Below are 15,927 nucleotides of genomic sequence, written 5' to 3'. Positions count from 1 at the left end.
CAAAATACAATAGGTCAATCAAGTCCAAAAGAAGTAACAAGTGTTCCTACCGCCAATGCTATACGGTTGCACCTAAAATGACAAAAACAACAAGTGAAGCTACCACCCAATAACGTTGAGGAATTTTTGCCATTTCGGTTAGATAAAGCTCGGCACCTACTACCCCCCCATAAAGGACATCCCCTGAGCGATACGACACTAAGATAACAAAGCGACATTAAAAAAGTTGTAATAATGACCGTTGCCTTACGACCTATAGTATCTCCTATCCAACCGAATATTAAAGCACCGATAGGTCTAAATACATATGTTGCACAATATGTGCAATGGCAGAATATAGAGAAGCTGCTCGTGCATCGGCTTCAGGAAAAAATAGCTCGTTAAGTATTACCGCCATGTGTACATAGAGCGTGAGATCAAAATACTCAAGAAACGTACCTATCGATAGTAGCCCTATTGTTTCTTTTTGATTACGGGCTAAACTTTTTTGCTCTTTTGCGTAACTTCACATACTTTTTTACAGATTAGTTAAAATTAATAAAGAACTATACTGTTTTATATAAAAATAAAAGTCACGTTAACAAAATTAGATTTTTTATAGCATTGCTAACTCAAGACAGGTGTCGTAATGAGCTGAGCAACTGAAAGGAGCGTATCAATCTAAAAAAATAATAATAAATTCTAGTTTACAGAGTTTTTAACTAGATTGCTTAGTCAATATACTTTGTAATTGCCTTGCAATGGCGTTAATTTATTAAATAATCTATATTTATTTAGCAATGCCAATAAATTTCTAATTTAATACTTGCAATTTATCTTATAATTACTTATATTCAGATTCGCTTAGATTAAAAAGCACTAAGGCATTTTATATGTAATTAATTTTGATCCCCTTAAACTTTTTACATTAAAACTCCGTTATTTTATTTAAGCGGGTGTAGCTCAGGGGTAGAGCGCTACCTTGCCAAGGTTGAAGTCGAGGGTTCGAATCCCTTCACCCGCTCCAGTGATTTAGTCCGTTTTATGTCATTCCCGCCTACGCAGGAATGACATAGAGCATGTTTTTCGAGCTAAGCAACAACGCCCTTTTGCAGATGACATCAGTAAGTTTATCATAAATTCAATCTTCCAAACCATATTTTTTCTTAATATATTCTAATGAAATTACTTCTTCTCTTTTTTCTATACAAAACAAAGCAATTAATAAATCTGCTTTTTCTTCTATATAACTTTCTATTGCTTTACGTATAATATCTAGTTCATTAGAAATTCTAGTAGTTATAACTGTCATAAAAATAGCCCTTTATCGGTTTTGTGATAATTTATATTAGTATAAAATACATTTAAATATATTTAATATTAGTATTATTTTACCCTTGCATTAAAGCTATTAGGTAGCTATTTTATTTTATTAAACTTAGTACATAACCTATCTTATAAAGAGAAATTTTAAGGAAACACGGCAAAGGGACGTGAGATGCGAGTACCGGATTGATGTATACCGCAAATACTTCAAAAGTTGGAAGTCAAATAAGTGGTGAGCCTGCGGAGCGTGGAAAACTACATGAGCAAAGGCGAAGCCTAAAATTTGACGTACCAAAGCTTGAAGTATCAAAGGTATACAAATTACTTTTAGAAAGAGGTTATACAGGAAGACTATTGCAACAATTAGGAAATTACATATGTCAGCAAATACGCAAGATAATCAGGCAAATAATAACGACTCTATAGAAATACAGGAAACTGAGGTAGTGCCTGCAGAAACAAATTCTTTACAATCGGGGTTAACAAGCTTAATACCGATGGTTTTAATTTTTGCTGTATTTTACTTCTTATTATTACGTCCACAAGAAACACAACGCAAAGCAAGAGAGAAATTAGTAAGTGAAGTTAAAAAAGGCGAAGAAGTTCTAACAAATAGCGGCATTTATGGTATTGTGACTAAAGTAAGTGAAAATGACAATAATATTGAAATCGAAATAGCTAAAGATGTACGTATTAAAGTTTTAAAAAGTGCTATTATCGATATAACGAGTCGTACAAAAGAAGTAGCAGTAAAAAAAGAAAACAAAAAAATAAGGAGGTAAGCGGTGCAAAAGCTTCCTAAGTGGAAAATTTTTCTTTCAATTATATGTACGGTTTTTGCGGTTATTTGTGCCTTACCTAATTTCATGCAGGTAAACTCTAAGTTTCTACCTCATGATTCAGTAAATCTAGGACTTGATCTTAGAGGAGGAGCCCATTTATTACTCGATGTTGATTTTGACACCTACTTAAATGATTCAATGGAAAATCTTGCCGACACTTTACGCAAAAATTTTCGTGAGGATAAAATCCGCTATAAAAATCTGTTAGTTAGACAAAATAGCATTCAATTAGAAGTAAGATCGCCTGAGCAATTAAAGCCGTTAAAGAAAATAATTAATAAAATCGATCCAGAAATTATCGCTGAAGTAAATGAAAATAAAATAAAGCTTAGCTACAGCGAATCTAGATTAAATGACTTACTTAATAAGGTAGTAGACCAATCTATTGAGATCGTTCGTATGAGAGTTGATAGTACCGGCACTAAAGAGCCGACCCTACAGAAACAAGGCGATAAGCATATATTACTGCAAGTTCCCGGTGAAGAAAATCCCTCTTACCTGCAGAATATATTAGGGAAAACTGCAAAGCTAACTTTTCATTTAGTTGATGAAAATGCCAATATCGAAGAAGCGGTAAAAGGACATGTTCCAGTAGGTTCAATGCTAGTTAAGGGAGATAACGCAAGTCATGGGGAGTATTATGTCGTTATAAAGAAAAAAGTTGTTTTGGGTGGGGAACAGCTTACAACCGCTTCAGCTTCTTTTGACCAAAATTCGCAAGCGGTAGTTGCTTTTTCTTTCAACAATTTAGGTAGTAAAATATTTGGTGAAATAACTAAAAATAATACCGGTAAACGCCTTGCTATAGTTTTAGACAATAAATTACTAAGTGCTCCAACGATAAACGGAGCGATTATGGGCGGAAGCGGTATAATAACAGGAAATTTTACCGTTGAGTCGGCAAATGAGCTTGCACTATTATTGCGAGCCGGTTCGCTTCCTGCCCCACTTAAAATTATTGAAGAGAGAAGTATAGGTCCAAATTTGGGTGCTGATTCTATAGAGTCGGGCAAAAAGGCAGGACTTATAGGATTTATAGCAGTGTGTATCTTTATGGTTTGGTCTTACGGTGTACTTGGTTTATTTGCCAATATAGCCTTAAGCCTTGCATTGTTATATATTTTAGCTTTACTTTCACTTTTCCAAGCTACTTTAACTCTGCCGGGAATTGCAGGAATAATACTCACTATGGGTATGGCTGTTGATGCTAATGTATTGATTTACGAAAGAATTAAAGAGGAACTGCATAAAGGAGTGTCTAATCTTTATGCTATTAGAACCGGTTTTGAATCTGCGTTTGCCACTATCCTTGATGCTAACCTAACTACTTTAATCGTTGCTTTTTTACTTTATATATTTGGCGTAGGTGCAATAAAAGGTTTTGCCGTTGCATTAACGATCGGGATTATATCTTCAATGTTTTCGGCGATTATCATTACTAAATTGTTAATAGATATTTGGGTACAATATTTTAAACCTAAAAAATTAGGGCTTGTGTAAAAGAGTAGACTTTGTTGTATGGTATTTTTATGTCATTCCTGCGAAAGCAGGAATGACATAAGAGCCATACAGCAAGACCAGCTAGGATGACAACGCAAAAATGGATAATATCTTATGAAAATACAGTCAAATGTTATAAAAATAATTATAGTAATTAGCTTATTAATAGGAGTAGGAGCATTATATTTGTTGTTATCTTTAAGAACGCCTGAAAAGCCACTGGCCGGTCAAGTTCATATCTATGAAGATAACGTAAAAATCGGTGGTGACTTTGAACTAATAGACCAAAATGGAGAGATATTTAATAGTGATAAGTTGAAAGGCAACTTAAGCCTCATTTACTTTGGATTTACTAGTTGTCCTGATATATGCCCAACCTCTCTAAATAAAATGACGGAGATTGTAGAAATTTTAAATAAACATAAAATAGATATTCTACCTGTTTTTATCACTATTGACCCAAAACGTGATACTCCTATAGCACTTAAAGAATATCTAAAACATTTTCATCCGAAATTTATAGGTCTTACCGGTAACGAGCAGCAAATAAAAGATGTAACTGATAAATTCAAGGTTTTCTATGCTCGTGTGCATGGTGATGATGACGACCCGAACTATATGCTTGATCATTCATCTTTTACATATTTAATCGATGCAAACGGAAAATATCTGAAACATTTCTATTTAGATTCTTCACCTAAGGAAATGATGGAATTTTTAAGAAATGAATAATTATATATCGGTAGCGTATTTATTTACCTTTTTAACCTTAGCGACATTGTTAATTGTAAGTTTTTTAAATTACAAGTCATTGAAAAATAAACAGAACTTTAATGCAAAAGAGAGTAAGAAATAGATTACTAACAATAATTATTTGTTTTTGCTCAGCATGTTTAGGAATTAGTATAATACTTTACAATTTAGAGAAAAATATAGTATTTTTTTTGCCACCGTCAAAAATTAATGAAATAGAACAGGGCAAAGAGTTAAGAGTCGGTGGACTTGTTAAAACAGACTCAATAAATAAAATTGCTGATGATAAGATAAGTTTTGTTATTACCGATAATATTAAGGATTGCGAGATATTATATCAAGGAGCCCTTCCGGCTCTATTTCGTAAAGGACAAGGAATTATTGCCATCGGGCAATTATCGAACGGGAAATTTATAGCAAGACAATTACTTGCAAAGCATGATGAGAATTACAGGCCTCCGCAATAACAACGTCATTGCGAAGAGCGAAGCGACGTGGCAATCTAGTAAAATAGGCCTGAGATTGCTTCGTCGAATTACGTTGTAATTCTCCTCGCAATGACAAAAAATAACTAAACCAAATAAATAAAAACATGTTTATAGATAAAATCAAAGCAAAAGCAAATAATTACGAAATAAACGTAATTATCGAAATTCCGATGAATAGCGGTCCAATCAAATACGAATTTGACAAAGAATCAGGAGCAATTTTTGTTGATCGCTTTATGCAAACTACCATGAGCTATCCATGCAATTACGGTTTTATTCCTCATACTCTTTCAAATGACGGTGATCCGATAGACGTACTTGTCGTAGCTCATCATCCGGTAGTGCCTGGGTCGGTTATAAAATGCCGAGCAGTCGGTGTATTGATGATGGAAGACGAATCAGGGCTTGATGAGAAAATAATCGCAGTACCGACTTCTAAGCTCGATATTACTTTCGATCATATTAAAGAGCTAGATAATTTATGTAACATGCTCAAGCAACGTATCGTGCATTTCTTTGAGCATTATAAAGATTTAGAAAAAGGTAAATGGGTTAAAGTTACTGGATGGGAAAATAAATCAAAAGCAGATGCTTTAATCAATGAAGGAATAGATAGGGTCAGCTAGGAATAAGAATTCATGACGTTGCTTGCATGGTGCTTGATGTCATTCCCGCGGAGGCGGGAATCCAGAAAAAGTAGCCTTGATCCCGATCTCAACAATTACACATTAATTAACAAAATAAACCTATAAAAACAAGTTTTTATTTTTTATAGGTTTTACTGGATTCCCGCCTCCGCGGGAATGACATCAGAAAAATAAGATAAAAAACAAACAGTGACCGACTTCTTGCATAACGTAGCTAATAAAGAGGAATTTGAAGGAAACACGGAACGCAGCACCGCAGTGTACACTTTAGTACGTGAGAATGCAAGTACCGGATTAACGCACAAATTACCTTTAGAAGCAAGTTATTCAAGAAGTCGATTATTTCGTTCAGGAGTCGTAGTAGCTTTTTTCACATTAATTTCTCGCATATTTGGCTTAGTGCGTGAACAGTTTATCGCATCATTATTCGGCTCTACGCCTATGGGTGATAGCATTAATGTTGCTTTTAAACTACCGAATCTATTTAGAAGAATTTTTGCAGAAGGAGCATTATCAAGCGTATTCATTCCTATTTATAATGCAAAAATGCTTATTTCTAAGAAAGCCGCTAATAATTTTTCAGGTGAGATTTTTATCCTTTTACTTCTGACATTAATAGTAATAATAGCATTAATGCAAATCTTCATGCCACAATTAATGCTGTTTATTGTTCCTGGATTTCACGGTAAAAAAGAAAAGTTTGAGCTTACGGTGTTTTTATGCCGAATTACAATACCTTATTTAATATTTGTTTCATTAACGGCTCTACTTGGCGGAATATTAAACTCTATAAAAAAATTCGCTGCATTTGCTTTTTCACCGGTTATTTTAAGTATATGCGTAATAATTTTTACTTTAACATTTGATCATTATATAGAATCTACTATCTCAATTAGCTTATCTTTAATAATGGCCGGAATATTACAAGTTTCGTTTATGTTTGTCTGTGTGAAAAGAGCGGATTTAAACTTTCCGATAATTTTTAACCCAAGCGATCCCGATGTAAAAAAGCTTTTGATTAATATGGGACCGGCAACCATTAGCTCCGGCATACAGCAATTAAACCTTTTCATATCCCAATCTATTGCTAGCTTTATTGAAGGTGCTATTTCTATATTATCTTATGCCGACCGGATATATCAATTTCCTCTATCAATAATAGGTACTAGCTTCTCTACTATATTGCTACCTGAGCTGTCAAAAATCTATAAATCAAATGATATAGTAGCTGCAAAAAAAATACAGAATAATGCTATTAGAATGGGATTATTATTATCGTTGCCTGCTACATTCGGTATTATAATTCTATCTCATCCGATTATTAATATAATTTATGAAAGAGGAGTATTCACGAGCCAAGATACTACAAATACAGCTGAGGCTATTTCTGCGTTTGCACTTGGGCTCCCTGCTTTTATTTTGGCAAAAATTTTAACTCCTATTTTTTATGCTAACGGAGATACTAAAACACCGCTCAAAATAACCTTATTTTCAATAATAATTAATACCGGCATGAACCTATTATTAATGGATTCTTTGAAACATATCGGTATTGCAGTCGGTACATCTATTGCAGCTTGGTATAATCTAGGTTTATTATATAGCTATACTACAAAACAAAATAAGCTTCATATAGAAGCCGGTATAAAACTTTTCTGCGGTAAAATTTTGTTATGCTGTATATTAATGTCTATTATAATTGCTTTAATAAAGCATTATTATTTAGAATATTTTTATTCGGAATATTTACTGATTAAAGTCTGTATGCTAGGTAGTACAATTGCAGTTGGAATGGGAGCATTTTTCGGCACGGCATATTTATTAAAAACGGTTAATTATGATAATAACAACAAATAAGCACCAATCAAATTATCAGGATTGGCTAAAAGCCTTAGCTATTATAACCATGATCATTGATCATGTAGGTTTATATCTATATCCTGAATTAACGATTATGCGGATCATAGGTCGCACAACTATGCCAGTATTTTGCTTTTTTGCCGGTTATAATTTTCATGATAAACCAAAAACCCATATAATAATATTCGGTGTTTTATTACAAATATATACCACTGTACTATTTAAACAGTTTCTTACTACAAATATTCTAATCTCTATCTATTTAGGGCAATGGTATATTTATTATTTTCGTAATTCTTTAACTCGCTTTTTCTATAGCGGTTATTGTCATGCAATTATAATGGTACTATTGTGGTATATTAGCTGGACTTTGATTGATTACGGGACTTTTGTAATTGCTACAATGATACTTGGATTTATTTCAAAACATGAGCAGGCAAACTTAAAACTTTGCTGTTTTATAGCAATTTTTGCTTCTTTTGTGCATTCAACTCTTTTTACTCTTGCGATTTCCTTTAATGAGTTTAATTTTTCAAATACTGACTTAATTTTAAACCTCACTTTCTTAACAATTACCTATATATTAATGATCCTAAGCGATTATTCACAAAAAATAGCTATAAATCTAAAATGGATAAGTCGCAATGTTTTATATATTTACTGCATACACATTATGATCTTACAATTCATATTCATCTATAAATACACATATGGTTTAAAAATTGGTAAATAAACATTAATAATGAGTGACAGCTTAATTTAGTTAATATATTTAAATAACTTGATAATTAAATATATTAATATAATAGATCGTTTAATTTTGGATAATGAACAATATAAAGAGCAATTAAAAAAAACAAACTATTTAAAATTAAGTTAGATAGTACGCTACGAAAAAATAAATTTCTTAAACATTTTCGGATTTGGTCATACGAATTTCAAAAAATGGTATTAGCAAGAGTAGTGTTTTCTGAAACAAAAGAATTTCAACAACTTGCATGGGAGCATCTGACCGATGAATTTGGACATAATATAGAATTATTCCAAAATCTAGAAAATAATGCAGAAACTACAGATTCTATTTTTGAGGCCTTAGGTTCTTGGTTTATGCTAAAAATGATGACTCTTGGAGATAGTGAAAGAGCCGTCCTTATTCATTTAGTAATAGAGTCTTGTGCTACTATATTTTATGCAAAACTAGGATCAATATTTTTTAATCATAAAGCAGCAAAACATTTCAAAACACATATGTATCTTGATCCTGAACATGAACAAATGGGAATAGATTTATTAAAACAAATAAACATTAATGATTCTTCTTTACTCACTATTCAAAAAAAGGCTGGGATATGATTGACACTCTGTTTACTAGACTTGCTGAAATCACACAGGATTAGCTTTAACTTATAGTATTCTAGATTTTATAAAAAAGCTTGCTTGCACGGTACGGTTTTTCATCATTGCGAGCGACTGAAAGGAGCACGGCAATCTCAGGATTTTGGCACGAGATTGCTTTATCGAATTACTGCGTAATTCTTCTCACAATGACGGAAAAATCGATCCACGCAACAACGCCAATGTCAAGCGGAAATAGCATATTCACACTAAACCAACTCGCTTACTTGAGATTTGGCAAAGAGCTTGATCTGAAAGTTAACAAAATTTACATTACCTTTTGAGCCTATTGCCGCAAATTTATGCGCTTTAAGAAGTAGGTCATAATCGTCCGCTAAATCGGCGAAGAAAAATGCGATTTCGCCGCTTTGTTTTACTCCTAAAATCTCACCGCTACCTCGAAGTTTTAAATCCTGCTCAGCTATATAAAATCCATCATTAGTTTGTTTCATTATCTCAAACCTACCTCGTGCAACTTTTCTAAGCCTTTTAGGATTGTATAACAATATACAATATGACTGCAAACTACCCCGCCCTACTCTACCTCTAAGCTGATGAAGTTGAGCGAGACCAAATTGCTCAGCATTTTCAATAATTATCAAAGTGGCTTCAGGTATGTCTATTCCGACTTCAATAACGGTTGTTGCAACTAATATCTTAATTTCACCTTCCTTAAATTGCTTCATTATTTGGTCTTTCTGCTCGTTCTTCATCTTACCGTGAATAATACCGGTATAACCTTGATAGATATTGTCGATAGAGTTAAAACGATTCATCACATCCATCAATAAACTATCCTCTTCCGACGTTTCTTTCTCTCCCTGCTCTATCAATGGACAAATCCAATATACCCGCTCACCTGCAATAAGCTTCTTATTTATCGCTACTATAATATGCTCTATCTTATTAACGGACATGGTATTTGTAGCGATAGGTAAACGACTTTTCGGCTTACCCATTAGCTTTGAGATAGTCATATCACCAAACATAGTAAGTGCAAGACTTCGAGGAATCGGCGTTGCAGTCATAACTAACACATCGGGATTTACTCCTTTATTTATTAAATTCAAACGCTGTTGTACCCCAAATCTATGCTGCTCATCAATAACTATATAACCTAATTTCTTAAAACTTACTTTTTCTTGAAATAAAGCATGAGTGCCGACTAATATATCAATCTCATCGTTGTCAAGTTGTATCATAATATTTTTACGAGCTGTCCCCAGTATCTTACCTGTAAGTAATCCGACTCTTATATTAGTATTTTTTAAAGCTTTAACAAAAAACTCATAATGCTGATTGGCAAGCAAATCAGTTGGAGCCATAAGCGTTGCTTGAAATCCAGTGGCTACCACATTTACCATCGTCAACAGAGCTACCAAAGTTTTACCGGAGCCAACATCGCCTTGCAACAATCTCATCATTTCTATTTTATCGCTTTGATCACACTCTATTTCTTCTATGACTTGCTTTTGATAAGAGGTTAACTCAAATCCTAGCTCATTTAATATATTTGCTTGAATAGATACAGCTTTAGGGTAAATATTACCTTGTCTTCTACTTATTTGCGTACGTACATTTAAAAGAGATATTTGATTAGCGATAAGCTCCTTAGCTGCTAGTTGTTTTTTGGCGTTAGTATATAAATAGTCATTGCGAAACCCCTTTAGGGGCTGCGGCAATCTAGAATTTATTAATTTTACATTACTGGATTGCTTCGTCGGCATGCATGCCTCCTCGCAATGATGGAAAACATGCAACACTTGCAAATTCTGCAATATAATATCTAAATAATCTTTTACTTCTTTATCTTCTATACTCTTACACTTCTCTTCAAATATCTCTATTGCTTTTATGATATATGAATATAACTGCTTGTTACTAAGTAAATATGTCAGGGAATAAATCGGCTCTATTTCTTTTGCGAGTTTAGGATTTACAATAAATTCAGGATGCGCAATTTGTAAGTAATGATCAAAAAATTGTACCTTTCCGCTGATAATATGAGAAGTACCAACTTGCAGCTTATTAAAAATAAACGGTGGGGGTTTATGAAAAAACACTAATAACAAGGAACCAGTATCATTGCTAGCTGTAATTTTTAAAGGCTGACTACTTTTCTTTGGTAAATTAATGCTCTCAACTACAATTTCTGTTTGGATTATGTCACCGTCTCTAACTTCAGTTAAATTAGGCGATAATATTTTATTTTGATATGAAACAGGTAGATAAAATAATAAATCACGAATATTGTTAATACCAAGCCTTTTAAGAGCAGATACGGTATCTTCACGTATATTGATGAACGTTTTTACAGAAGAGAATAAGAATTTTTCTAAAATAGTTAGCATATATAGTCATAATTATCTTATATACCAATATATATACTTTATAATAAAAGAAGAATAATAAAATATACAAATTATGATTAATATGTCATTCTTGCAAAAGCGGGAATCCAGTAATTAAACGGTGCATACACAGTAAGTTTTGAAAATTAAAAGCTTGATGTATCACGCTTTTTTCTGGATTGCTGCTTTCGCAGGAATGACATATTAATCATGCAACAAAGCCTTCTCTTATAAATCTAATTTTAACCCTGCTCTAACTATAGCTGAGGATTTTAAAGGCATACCTTACCTAAACCGATAAATTCAACTTTGACTAAAGTTATTAGCTTTAACTCCGACACCGTAAGACTGAAATTTTTGATTTTTGCCGTAATTAATATTAACTTGCATATATTTGTTATCAACAACAAAATGGTTAATTAAACCACACTCTAAACCGTATGGAGCAAGTATCGCTCTAGTAGCCGGTAAATATTTAACCGGTCCTAATTCAATCATCGGAATATTATTTAAGTTAATAAATGAATATCCTGAATAGAATAAAAACGGATCAAATAAATCTAAATAAGCATATGAAAAAATTTTATTTTTAGTAATATAATTTTTACCGTATATGGAGTTAATCGCTTTTACATATGTATTTATATCATCACCGCTTTTATCTTTGCCATCAAACTTAGTACTAAAAATATAACTTGCTTGCTCTAGTCTTGTCCATAAATAACCTATACCGTAAGTAGGATTAATTTTGTTACTTGCCATGTATCTATCTTTAATATTTTCAGATAACAAATAACTTGCTTGCATGCCCCCTGTATCTATAGCAATGTGCTTATGAACTTGCAAAGAATTAAAATCTTTAGTTTTAAAATATGTTGTACCCTCAAAAGGATCTACTTCATATTTTATTACTTTTAAATCAACTTCTTTGCTCTTGCTCCATAACCTCCTATTTCATGATTACCTACCATAATCCAAGATGTAGCAGTAAATCTTGTAATATAACTTAAGATCTTCATAGCTATATTATCTGAATCGGCAAACATAGCATCATCTAATTGACGGTAACCTTCAATTAATGACATAGCAACATTGCTACTCGCTCTTGAGGACATATCTTTATCATACGTCACTACATAACTATAATTTTTTTTAGAATTTTCTTGAATTGTTATATTGTCATCAATATTTGATGCAGTTACTAATACTGTTGATGAATACAAAAAACAAGCAGCAATGGTTAAATTTAATTTCTTGTAAAGTATTTTTTTTAATATACCAAACTTGTGTATGTCCTTGACTTCTTTTGAAAATCTTCCTAATGTCTTAAATAATAGATATTAAATAATTTAAAATTTATGAATAAAAAATCTATCCTTCGGCTGAAGCTGCTCTTGAAGGACTTCTTTATGACAGCATGACTATAATGTCGTGCGGATTCGGTCTATGCGGTATTCCTGAAAATTTAATAAATGCACTTCTTAAAAGCAATGTTCAAAATTTAACAGTTATAAGCAATAATTGCGGTGTTGACAACTTCGGACTTGGGCTTCTTCTTCAAACTCAACAAATAAAAAAAATGATTTTTTCGTATGTCGGAGAAAATAAGATTTTTGAGCAACAATATCTTGATAAGGTTTTAGAGCTTGAGCTAAACCCACAAGGAACTTTAGCTGAACGAATTAGGGCTGCTTGTATGGGAATTCCGACTTTTTATACTAAAACAGGTATAGGTACAATTGTAGAGGAAGGTAAAGAAACAAAGGAGTTTAACGGCAAAAAATATATAATGGAAACTGCCCTTCAAGCTGATCTTGCTATTATTAAAGGCTTTAAAGCTGATAAAAGCGGCAACGTGATTTATATAAAACTGCACGAAATTTTAATGCAGTCATGGCAGGTGCCGCTAAAGTTACAGTTTGTGAAGTAGAGGAAATAGTTAAGGTGGGAGAGCTTGACCCTAACAATATTCACACACCTAATATTTTCATACAACGATTAATAGTAGGTGAAAAATATGAGAAACGTATTGAGCAATTAACTGTCAGGGAAACATAAGATATGCCTCGGAGCAAAGAAGAAATTTATCAAATAACCGCAGAGGAACTTAAAGACGGACTATATGTCAATCTTGGTATAGGTATGCCTACGCATGTAGCAAATTATATACCTCAAGGAGTGAATGTAATATTTCAAAGTGAGAACGGTATGCTTGGTATGGGACCATTTCCTTACGCAGGAGAGGAAGCTCCTGATTTAATTAACGCCGGTAAGCAAACTATTACTGCTATTCCTGAAAGCAGCTATTTCGACAGTAGCTTTTCATTTGGGATGATTAGAGGTTCGCATGTCGATTTAACTATTGTATGTGCTATGCAAGTCTCACAAACAGGCGATCTTGCCAACTGGACTATTCCGGGTAAAATGGTTAAAGGTATGGGAGGAGCTATGGATTTGGTCGCTAACACCAAAAGAGTAGTTATTATAATGGAACATAACGCAAAAGATGGCGGTGCTAAATTATTAAAAGAATACAACTTTCCGTTAACAGGTAAAAAAGTAGTTAACAGAGTAATTACCGATCTTGGAATTTTTGATATTGATAAAGATGAAATGATATTAGTTAGACAAGCTGACGATGTTACTATTGAAGAAATAAAGTCTAAAACTGAAGCCGAGTTTATAGTTAATTTATAATATGGAGAATAACATGGTTAAAGTAGCTATCGTAATATTATAATACGGTCATACTGCAAAGTAGCTGAAACACTAAATAAGGACATAAAGGAAGCAAGAGCAAATGTTTCTTATACAAATAAATAAAGATAAACCTAATAATCTCGATTGAGATTTATTAGACAATGCAGATGCTATCATTTTTGGAGTCCCAACCTATATGGGTAGTTTAGCCAGATCGTTTAAAACATTTATGGAAGCTACCTCAACTAGATGGGCACAACAAAAATGGAAAGATAAAATAGCTGCAGCTTTTACTAATTCTGCTTTTTATTCAGGTAATAAGTTTGCAGTATTTGCAGCTATTTCACTTCGCTATGCAGCATTGTATGATTTGGGTCGGGCAAGCTGAAACTGCTCCGAATTTTTCTGATCATGAGATGCCTGATCCCAATAAAATTCACCGCTTAGGTAGCTGGTCAGGACGTATGACTCAATCTAACCACAAATCTTCTCCTGATATTACTCCTACTCAAGGCGATTTAAAAACTGCTAATTTCTTTGGTAAAAGAATAGTTGAAATAACTAAGAAGTTTAAAGGGTAGATTTATATGGTGTTTTATGTCATTCCCGCAAAGCGGGAATGACATTTATTATCTAACAAATGATGGTTTTTGTGAGTTCCTATTATTAATTTTTTGAGCATGCGTAGTCATTTTAGCATCTCGTTCTCCTTTAGTTTTAAGCACTTTTGATTTATTCCTATTAACACTAACATCACTCCAGTTACCACTATCGCTTTCACTGCTACTACTATCACTCACCTCTATAGCAACTCTTCGTGCGAAAATTGATTCAAGTCCACTAGGTTTGTTAACATTCTGAGCAGGCTTACTATGAGAATGTGCAACCGGTTTTCCTGTATTAGGGTCAAATTCAACTTTTTTTAGTTTTTTTGGCCCTGCTATTTCTCTAATTAAAGCAGACGTATCTATAGAAGGACGTGGTTGATTTTCCAGTTTTTTAACCGTATTAGATTCTACAGGCTTAGATAATGTCTCAGCCTGAGCCGGAGCCATAGGCGGTGGTGGAGGTGGTGATGGAATGTTATTGTTCGGTAAAGGAGACGGTGGTGTTATATTATTTTCCAAAGGTTTAGCTAGGGACACATTTGCTAATATTGGTTCTTTTTGTGAAGCCATGTGATTTGTAAGGTTACTTACTATCTTTTGTAACTTCTCATTGTTAGGTAATTTTGCAATTATATCCTTAATATTTCTTTCTTTATTTTCAATTAATTCCTCAAATTTATGCTTCGTTTTATATAATTGTTCATCAATCTTTCTAATTGTTCTAGTATTACTCTCTTTGTTTTTTGCTAAAACCTGCTCACTATTATTTACAAAAACATTTTTAACATTTTGCCAAATATTATTTAATTTTTCAAAAAATGTATGAGATACTCCTGCCCTAATTTCAGCAACCTGTTTTTGTATTTCTTGCAGTTCTTTGATATTAGAATTTTCGGATATTAAGTTTTGGATGTTTTGTTTTGTAGCATTTAAAGAATTATATTGTTTCTCTAGTGCTTCAGCATTAATGAATTGTAAGGGATTTGTCATATGTAGAGCTGAGAATCTTTCAGGTTTACTCTTATAACTAAAAAATACTTCCGATAATCTTGCTCTTTGATCTTTAGATAAATCTTTCTTTGTTAAATCCTTAAAATTTTTTTCGATTTCTGCTTGTAATGCTTGCTTTAAAGGTGCAGATTTTTCCGCTATATTTATATATCTTATTATCAATATCTTTTAATATTTTATTATTATACTTTATTGCTTCATTTGTTAACTGTGCTTCACTTTTTATCAAAATATACTTTACATTAGAAACTGTTTTTACAAATCTTTTAAACCAAGGCAACGATCTATTATGTTCTTTTTCTAGTTCTTTAGTTTCATTTTGTATTTCGATTAAACCTTGCAACTGCTTATTTTGTTTGCATAATTCATTTACTTGGCTCAATTCAATATAGTATTTAAAGCATTATTTTCTTGTGCTAATAATTTCTTTATATCTATTTCTTTAACCATACCATACACCTAATATA

15 protein-coding genes, 1 tRNA gene and 4 pseudogenes are annotated in these 15,927 nt (G+C 32.7%); 14 read left to right on the top strand and 6 right to left on the bottom strand.

The genetic code is table 11. From position 1 onward, the window contains the following. Window positions 1–58: 58 nt before the first annotated feature. A complete protein-coding gene (locus ABVF33_RS01965; RefSeq protein WP_499706043.1) occupies window positions 59–199 on the bottom strand; it encodes a proline/betaine transporter in 141 nt (46 codons plus the stop codon). 732 nt (window positions 200–931) lie between these two features. Here ABVF33_RS01965 and ABVF33_RS01960 point away from each other — a divergent pair. After that, window positions 932–1,006 (top strand) — tRNA-Gly (locus ABVF33_RS01960). A 114-nt stretch (window positions 1,007–1,120) separates the two neighbouring features. Here the strand turns inward: ABVF33_RS01960 and ABVF33_RS01955 are convergent. Continuing rightward, complete coding sequence (locus tag ABVF33_RS01955; RefSeq protein ID WP_499706042.1) at window positions 1,121–1,291, bottom strand: antitoxin of toxin-antitoxin stability system; 171 nt, start codon at window positions 1,289–1,291, stop codon at window positions 1,121–1,123. A 200-nt stretch (window positions 1,292–1,491) separates the two neighbouring features. On the opposite strand from ABVF33_RS01955, the gene ABVF33_RS01950 reads away from it, so the two are divergent. The 9 genes and pseudogenes from ABVF33_RS01950 (at window position 1,492) to ABVF33_RS01910 (ending at window position 8,792) form a co-directional block, all read left to right on the top strand. Then, complete coding sequence (locus ABVF33_RS01950) at window positions 1,492–1,731, top strand: palindromic element RPE5 domain-containing protein (protein ID WP_499706041.1); 240 nt, start codon at window positions 1,492–1,494, stop codon at window positions 1,729–1,731. Next, a pseudogene (yajC, locus tag ABVF33_RS01945) lies at window positions 1,683–2,107 on the top strand (preprotein translocase subunit YajC). The gene ABVF33_RS01950 and the pseudogene yajC overlap by 49 nt, the downstream one beginning before the upstream one ends. Further along, window positions 2,091–3,647: a protein translocase subunit SecD gene (gene secD, locus ABVF33_RS01940; RefSeq protein ID WP_499706040.1), complete on the top strand. Its 1,557-nt coding sequence runs from the start codon at window positions 2,091–2,093 to the stop codon at window positions 3,645–3,647. The pseudogene yajC and the gene secD overlap by 17 nt, the downstream one beginning before the upstream one ends. Before the next feature lie 114 nt (window positions 3,648–3,761). Next, window positions 3,762–4,379, top strand: a complete 618-nt coding sequence (locus tag ABVF33_RS01935) for an SCO family protein (protein WP_499706039.1) — start codon at window positions 3,762–3,764, stop codon at window positions 4,377–4,379. A gap of 101 nt (window positions 4,380–4,480) precedes the next feature. Further along, window positions 4,481–4,867, top strand: a complete 387-nt coding sequence (ccmE, locus tag ABVF33_RS01930) for a cytochrome c maturation protein CcmE (RefSeq protein ID WP_499706038.1) — start codon at window positions 4,481–4,483, stop codon at window positions 4,865–4,867. 125 nt (window positions 4,868–4,992) lie between these two features. Next, window positions 4,993–5,514: an inorganic diphosphatase gene (gene ppa, locus ABVF33_RS01925; RefSeq protein WP_499706037.1), complete on the top strand. Its 522-nt coding sequence runs from the start codon at window positions 4,993–4,995 to the stop codon at window positions 5,512–5,514. A gap of 210 nt (window positions 5,515–5,724) precedes the next feature. Next, on the top strand, window positions 5,725–7,392 hold the full coding sequence (gene murJ / locus ABVF33_RS01920) for a murein biosynthesis integral membrane protein MurJ (protein ID WP_499706036.1): 1,668 nt from the start codon (window positions 5,725–5,727) through the stop codon (window positions 7,390–7,392). After that, the gene (locus tag ABVF33_RS01915; RefSeq protein ID WP_499706035.1) at window positions 7,373–8,128 is read left to right on the top strand and encodes a TraX family protein; all 756 of its coding nucleotides are present in this window, start codon (window positions 7,373–7,375) and stop codon (window positions 8,126–8,128) included. The genes murJ and ABVF33_RS01915 overlap by 20 nt, the downstream gene beginning before the upstream one ends. A 63-nt stretch (window positions 8,129–8,191) precedes the next feature. Next, a pseudogene (locus tag ABVF33_RS01910) lies at window positions 8,192–8,792 on the top strand (hypothetical protein). A gap of 207 nt (window positions 8,793–8,999) precedes the next feature. Here the strand turns inward: ABVF33_RS01910 and ABVF33_RS01905 are convergent. The 3 genes from ABVF33_RS01905 to ABVF33_RS01895 all read right to left on the bottom strand — a co-directional run bounded on the left by ABVF33_RS01905 (window position 9,000) and on the right by ABVF33_RS01895 (window position 12,364). Further along, complete coding sequence (locus ABVF33_RS01905; RefSeq protein ID WP_499706034.1) at window positions 9,000–11,141, bottom strand: ATP-dependent DNA helicase RecG; 2,142 nt, start codon at window positions 11,139–11,141, stop codon at window positions 9,000–9,002. A 303-nt stretch (window positions 11,142–11,444) separates the two neighbouring features. After that, window positions 11,445–11,987: a hypothetical protein gene (locus ABVF33_RS01900; protein WP_499706033.1), complete on the bottom strand. Its 543-nt coding sequence runs from the start codon at window positions 11,985–11,987 to the stop codon at window positions 11,445–11,447. A 68-nt stretch (window positions 11,988–12,055) separates the two neighbouring features. Continuing rightward, on the bottom strand, window positions 12,056–12,364 hold the full coding sequence (locus ABVF33_RS01895) for a hypothetical protein (RefSeq protein WP_010977504.1): 309 nt from the start codon (window positions 12,362–12,364) through the stop codon (window positions 12,056–12,058). A gap of 194 nt (window positions 12,365–12,558) precedes the next feature. Between ABVF33_RS01895 and ABVF33_RS01890 the strand changes: the two are divergent. The 4 genes and pseudogenes from ABVF33_RS01890 to ABVF33_RS01875 all read left to right on the top strand — a co-directional run bounded on the left by ABVF33_RS01890 (window position 12,559) and on the right by ABVF33_RS01875 (window position 14,422). Beyond that, a pseudogene (locus tag ABVF33_RS01890) lies at window positions 12,559–13,252 on the top strand (CoA transferase subunit A). Continuing rightward, entirely contained in the window at window positions 13,203–13,838 is a 636-nt protein-coding gene (locus tag ABVF33_RS01885) for a 3-oxoacid CoA-transferase subunit B (protein WP_499706032.1), read from the top strand. Before ABVF33_RS01890 ends, ABVF33_RS01885 begins: the two are co-directional and overlap by 50 nt. Before the next feature lie 199 nt (window positions 13,839–14,037). Further along, window positions 14,038–14,229 (top strand): flavodoxin, encoded by a 192-nt coding sequence (locus ABVF33_RS01880; RefSeq protein ID WP_499706031.1) that lies wholly within the window; start codon window positions 14,038–14,040, stop codon window positions 14,227–14,229. Then, window positions 14,207–14,422 carry a hypothetical protein gene (locus ABVF33_RS01875; RefSeq protein WP_004997978.1) on the top strand — a complete coding sequence of 72 codons (216 nt, stop codon included), beginning with the start codon at window positions 14,207–14,209 and terminating at the stop codon, window positions 14,420–14,422. Before ABVF33_RS01880 ends, ABVF33_RS01875 begins: the two co-directional genes overlap by 23 nt. Window positions 14,423–14,470: 48 nt before the next feature. Here ABVF33_RS01875 and rickA read toward each other — a convergent pair. Further along, window positions 14,471–15,910 (bottom strand): annotated as a pseudogene (rickA, locus tag ABVF33_RS01870) (Arp2/3 complex-activating protein RickA). Window positions 15,911–15,927 lie beyond the last annotated feature (17 nt).

This window comes from Candidatus Rickettsia barbarica (assembly GCF_041477405.1).
GTDB classification, from domain to species: Bacteria; Pseudomonadota; Alphaproteobacteria; order Rickettsiales; family Rickettsiaceae; genus Rickettsia; species Rickettsia rickettsii.
Note: the sequence above shows the minus strand (reverse complement) of the source record. Positions and strands in the feature narration are given on the sequence as shown.